Source organism: Rhizobacter sp. P2_H2, from assembly GCF_056403375.1.
In genome coordinates this window covers 1-5068 of record NZ_JBFUFP010000346.1, presented here as the reverse complement: position 1 = coordinate 5068, position 5068 = coordinate 1, and the positions used below count along the sequence as shown (strand labels likewise).

The 5068-nt window shown below is 64.9% G+C and carries 4 protein-coding genes and 2 pseudogenes; 5 read left to right on the top strand and 1 reads right to left on the bottom strand.

The features are described from left to right. On the bottom strand, positions 1-252 hold a 252-nt coding region (locus tag AC1D15_RS17560; RefSeq protein WP_477826984.1), incomplete at its 3' end, for a hypothetical protein. A 511-nt stretch (positions 253-763) separates the two neighbouring features. Here AC1D15_RS17560 and AC1D15_RS17555 point away from each other — a divergent pair. The 5 genes and pseudogenes from AC1D15_RS17555 to AC1D15_RS17535 all read left to right on the top strand — a co-directional run. Beyond that, positions 764-1255, top strand: coding sequence for a PadR family transcriptional regulator (locus tag AC1D15_RS17555; protein ID WP_477826983.1), 492 nt, complete (start codon positions 764-766; stop codon positions 1253-1255). A 26-nt stretch (positions 1256-1281) separates the two neighbouring features. Next, positions 1282-1794, top strand: a complete 513-nt coding sequence (locus AC1D15_RS17550) for a VOC family protein (protein WP_477826982.1) — start codon at positions 1282-1284, stop codon at positions 1792-1794. 385 nt (positions 1795-2179) lie between these two features. Then, positions 2180-2377, top strand: a pseudogene (locus AC1D15_RS17545) (alcohol dehydrogenase catalytic domain-containing protein); the annotation flags it as partial. A 303-nt stretch (positions 2378-2680) separates the two neighbouring features. Further along, positions 2681-2890 (top strand): annotated as a pseudogene (locus tag AC1D15_RS17540) (IS21 family transposase); the annotation flags it as partial. A 338-nt stretch (positions 2891-3228) separates the two neighbouring features. After that, the coding region (locus AC1D15_RS17535; protein WP_477826981.1) for a LamG-like jellyroll fold domain-containing protein at positions 3229-5068 on the top strand (1840 nt) is incomplete at its 3' end.

Sequence of the window (5068 nt, the reverse complement as noted above, 5' to 3'; positions counted from 1 at the left end):
GGCGTAGGTGAAGACCCCCGCCCCGCCCTGGACCGTGAGCGTCACAGGGCTGGTGGTCACCGGCACGGTTGCACCGCGCGTCGCCGTGAAGCCCGAACCGTAGACGCTGGCCGTCGAAGCGGTCACCACGAACGATCCGCTGAAGACCTTGCGCGCAACACCATCGGTGCCGTACCGCCAGATCTCACGCGCCTTGCGCGGCGTTCGCTTGCCAGTCGCCTTGTCGACGAGAGCCGACAAGGCGAGTTTCAAGGCGTACTGGCCTCAGCCATGAGCCTCGCATCCGTGGTCGGGCCACTCATGTTCTCGAGCTTCTATTTCGTCTTTCGAGAGGAGTGGCCCGGGGCGATCTGGCTATCGGCCTTGCTTCTGAATACGCCTGCAGTTCCTCTCGTGCTCAGCTTGCGCTTCAATTTCACGCCGATTCCAGAGCACAGGTCGGGCTGAAGTGCTCATCTGGCGCCCCTCCACCGCCAGCATCTGTTCGAAAGTTATGTTCAGTCAGCATTCGCGACAAGCTTGACGAGCTCACCCCGCCGGCGGTGGTGAAGAACGGGGTGTCATGCGGGCCCTGAAGCACTCCCTCGCTGCGATAGCCATGCCGGCACAAGGGATCGCCTTGCCGCCAAGTTATTTCCGATATATCGTTAAACCGATATATCTTATTTGAGGCCTCATGTCCCGCCATCACTCCCGCCACGCGCACTCTGACAGTCCTCACCGCGGCCGTTGCGGTCATGAGCACGGCCACGATCACGAGCACGTGCGCAGCCAAGATCGCGGAGAAAGCGGCTCACACCGTCGGCTGTTCGCGCACGGCGACCTCCGTCTGCTCGCGCTGCACCTCATCGGCGAGCGCGCGAGGCATGGCTACGAGATCATCAAGGCGATCGAAGATCTCACCGGCGGGGCCTACAGCCCTAGCCCCGGCGTAATCTATCCGACGCTGACTTGGCTGGAGGAACTGGGCCACGTCAGTGTCGCGGCGAGCGAGGGGACAAAGAAGCTCCACACCATCACCGCCGAAGGACGCGTGCACCTTGACGTCTACCGACCCACCCTGGACGCCCTGCTCACCCGCATCAGGCCGCTCCAGACAGCGAGAACAGGTGCTGCATCGGCCCGCCTCGCGTCGGCCCTTGAGAACCTGCGGCACGCCCTGAAGAGCCGCCTCGCCCACGGCCCCGGCGACGCTCAGATCGAACAGATCGCCGCCGCGATCGACGCCGCCGCGCTGGCGGTCGACAAATCGTGACAGTTTCTCAACGCGTTGGACAACCCATGAACGACACATCCCCGACGACCGAATCGCTGCAGGCGCCAAGCGGCGTCAATCATCTCCTGCTCAACGTGCGCGATATCGAGGAATCGCACCGTTTCTGGACCGAGTTGCTCGGCTTCCGTCACGTCGCGACCTCGCGCCGTGAGCGCGCCGACGGCGGACCGCCCATGCGCTTCTACAGTGGCCTGAAGGACGGCAAGCTGCATCACCACGACATTGCGCTGTACCAGGAGTCGGGCCTGGAACCCGCCGACGCGGCGCGGCCGCAGGCGCTCGATCACGTCGCGATCGAGTACCCGAGCGAAGCCTCGTGGCGCGCGCGAATCCGCTTTCTCACTGAGCGCGGCGTCGCTCTGCATCGCGTGATCGAGCGCGGGGCCACGCACAGCATCCACCTGACCGATCCGAACGGCATCGCCGTGGAGCTGCTGTTCGAGTTGCCGCGCGAGCAATGGGAGCACGACATCGATGGCGCACTCAATCGCAGCGTGCTGAAGTCCTTGCCGACCTGAGCGCCGTCACGCCATCCTGGCGTTCCCGCGCACATGCCGGCGCGCACGCCACGGAGGATTCGCGCACCGCCACGCTGTCCAAATCGCGCAGACTGCCATCACCAGCTCGCGCCGTACGATGCCGCGCGCGCAAACGCGACGATACCGGTCAGGMGCTCCAGGCTGATTTGCTCCGMCATGGCACTTGTCAAGTGAGTTGCGCATGGATTATCAAAAGGGCGGCGAATATCCACACTCCTCTTCAACGCAATTTCGCGGTGAAGGAGATGGCAATGACGATGAAGGCGATCCGGCTGCACGAGTTCGGCGGTCCGCAGGTGCTCCGCCATGAGGACGCCCCGGTGCCCGAGCTGAAACCGGGCGAGGTGCTGGTTCGCGTCATGCGGTGGGCATCAACCCGCCCGACTGGTACCTGCGCGAGGGCTACAAGAACCTGCCGCCCGAGTGGAGGCCGCCGGTGCCCTTCCCTGTCATTCCCGGGACGGACGTGTCGGGCGTCGTCCAGGCCGTCGCGGGCGATGTGGATCGCTTCGCCGTGGGCGATGAAGTGTTCGGCATGGTCCGATTCCCTGGCCTCAAAGGCGAGGGGGCCGCGTATGCCGAGGTCGTCGCGGCGCCGGCGTCAGACCTGGCGCACAAGCCTGCCGGCATCGATCACGCGCACGCCGCGGCGGCACCGATGGCCGGGCTCACCGCATGGCAGTTCCTGATCGAGCTGGGACACGATCACGCCAACCCGCTGCAAGCGGAACGCCATCGCCCGGTGCCGCTGCGTGGCAAGAGGCTGCTCGTCAATGGCGCGGCGGGCGGCGTGGGGCACCTGGTCGTGCAACTGGCGAAGTGGAGCGGCGCGCCGCCGACTGTTCGTGTCGTTTCGCTCATGCGAAGCGACCTGTCCGCGGTGCTGGTGGCGCTGGAGGGCACGCGACGCGGGCGAGTGAGCGTCGAGCACGTCCTGAACGTACTGGGCCGGTTGAACGCGGGGCCGGCGCCGGCGAGTGCCGCCACAGCGCTGCAGGTATTGACGCCACCGCTGGCCAACACCGAGCGCTATGACCGCCTGCGCGCTGTCAGCACCGAGGAGGCCGACCATGCCCGACGCAGCCATGGCGGCACGCGCGGAGTGCGTCATGCTCAACAAGGGTCCGCTCCTGGCCGAGGGCATCGATGCGCTGAGTGGCTTGATGAGACGCATGGCCGCGCATCAATTCAAGAAGACACCCGCACTGCGGCAGCTGCGAAGCAGGGTCACGGACTGATCTGTCATCGCGAGGCTGCGGTGCCCGCGTTTCAGGGGCATGTTCACAGCGGCGACATGGCGCCCACATAGGCTTGCGGCTTTCCCTCCCGACGGAGCAAAGCTTGCCAGATTCTTCCACTCGACCCCACACCGCGCAGCGCCCACTGGACCCGGATCGACGCAAGTTGATCAAGATGGGACTGGCTCTTCCCGCCCTCAGCGCCGGTTCGCTCCTTGCCGCATGCGGGGGCGGTTCCGACTCGACGGACACCGTGCCGCCTGCGTCCCGGCAGGTTTCCAGCTTCGGGCTCGTCGTGCTGCCCGACACCCAGTTCTACTCGCGTTATGCCACCGAGGAGACCGGCAACCAGTTCGACAAGCGCTACGGCAGCACGCCCTACCTGGCGCAGACGCAGTGGATCGTTGACAACGCAGCCGCGCTGAAGATCCCATTTGTCATCCACGTGGGCGATGTCGTCGATCAAGTCCAGAAGCCGCAGCAATGGCAGGTCGCGGATCGGGCCATGAAGGTGCTGGAGGACAAGAAGCTGCCGTATTCGATCCTGGCTGGCAATCACGACGTGCTGAGTGACATCGGCTACGAAGGCGACCAATCCGCAGGCACCGATGCCCAACGCGTACTGGCCGATGAGCCGTATCTCCAATGGTTCGGCACCGAGCGTGCGAAGAAGCAAAGCACGTTCGGCGCACGTGACCCCAGTGGTTTCCACGAGTACCACGTCTTCGCCGCCGAGGGGCAGCGCTTTCTGGTGTTGTCGATGTCATGGCGCGCCTCCGACAACGGCATCGCGTGGGCCAACGGCGTGTTGAAGGCGAATCCCACCTTGCCGGCCATCCTGGTCAACCACGAACTGATCCGGATCGACGCGGACGGCGTTTCCCCGCTCGAGGTCGGCTACGGGCTCATGCTCTGGGAGCAACTGATCAAGCGCAACGACCAGATCTTCATGACCGTCAACGGCCACTTTCACGGCTCGGCCCGCAAGACCAAGATCAACGACTTCGGAAACGCCGTCGAAGAAATGGTGGTCGACTATCAGATGGCCTATCAGGGCGGCAATGGGCTGTTGCGCTTCTATGAATTCGACCTGACCCACAACGAGATCAAGGCCCTGTCTTTCTCGCCCTGGGTCCGGAACAAGCCCTCCGCCACCCTGAATGCCTTCGACCAGGTGATGCTGCGCGACGGCAACAACGAGTTCGTGATCAAGATGGACTTTGCCCGCCGCTTTGCGGGCTTCGCGCCGGATTTCAAGGTCGCCGCGCCCAGCGCCACATCGCTCGCAACCGTGGCCACGTCGATGATGCTCGATGGCTTCAAGGGCATTGTCGAGGCGCCGGCCGTTGCGCCTGCGAACGTCGAGGACTATCCGCACGTGGCCGAGACGGTGGCCCACTGGCGCTTCTTCGGTGGCACCGACGGCGCGGCGCTTGCCGACCGCCAGGTCATCGCCGATGCCTCGGGCCGTGCCGCCCACCTGACGCGGGCGGCGCTGACCGAGCCTGCCGGCAATGCGGCGCAATTGTCGGATCTCCAGTGGAGCCACGACCACCACCGGCTGTCGTCGGCCACCGGGAGCGTGCACTTCAGCAACACGGAGGGTTCGCGCCTGAGCTACTTCATGACCGATGCCGCGGCGGCCCTGAACAGCGCCACCTTCGAAACGACTGGCTACACCATCGAGGCATTCATCAAGCTCGACAAGTCCTGGACCACCCGCAATGCCTGGATGAACATCATGACGCGCGGCGGGTGGAACCGCAATTTCCCGGGGTTCCAAGGATGGGATGCCTCGCCGCCCGTGCAATTTGCCATCTCCAACCTGAAAGAGGTGCAGTTCGAGGTCATTCCTCAGCTGCCGGCACCGGATTCGGCGCGTGCCAACTGGTCCGGCGAGATCCTGCTGGACAGCTGGCTGCATGTTGCCGTCGTCAACGACCCGGTCGCCAAGGAGACGACCCTGTATGTGGAGGGCGCACCCGTCCTGCGCAACACCATCGACACCGTCGGCT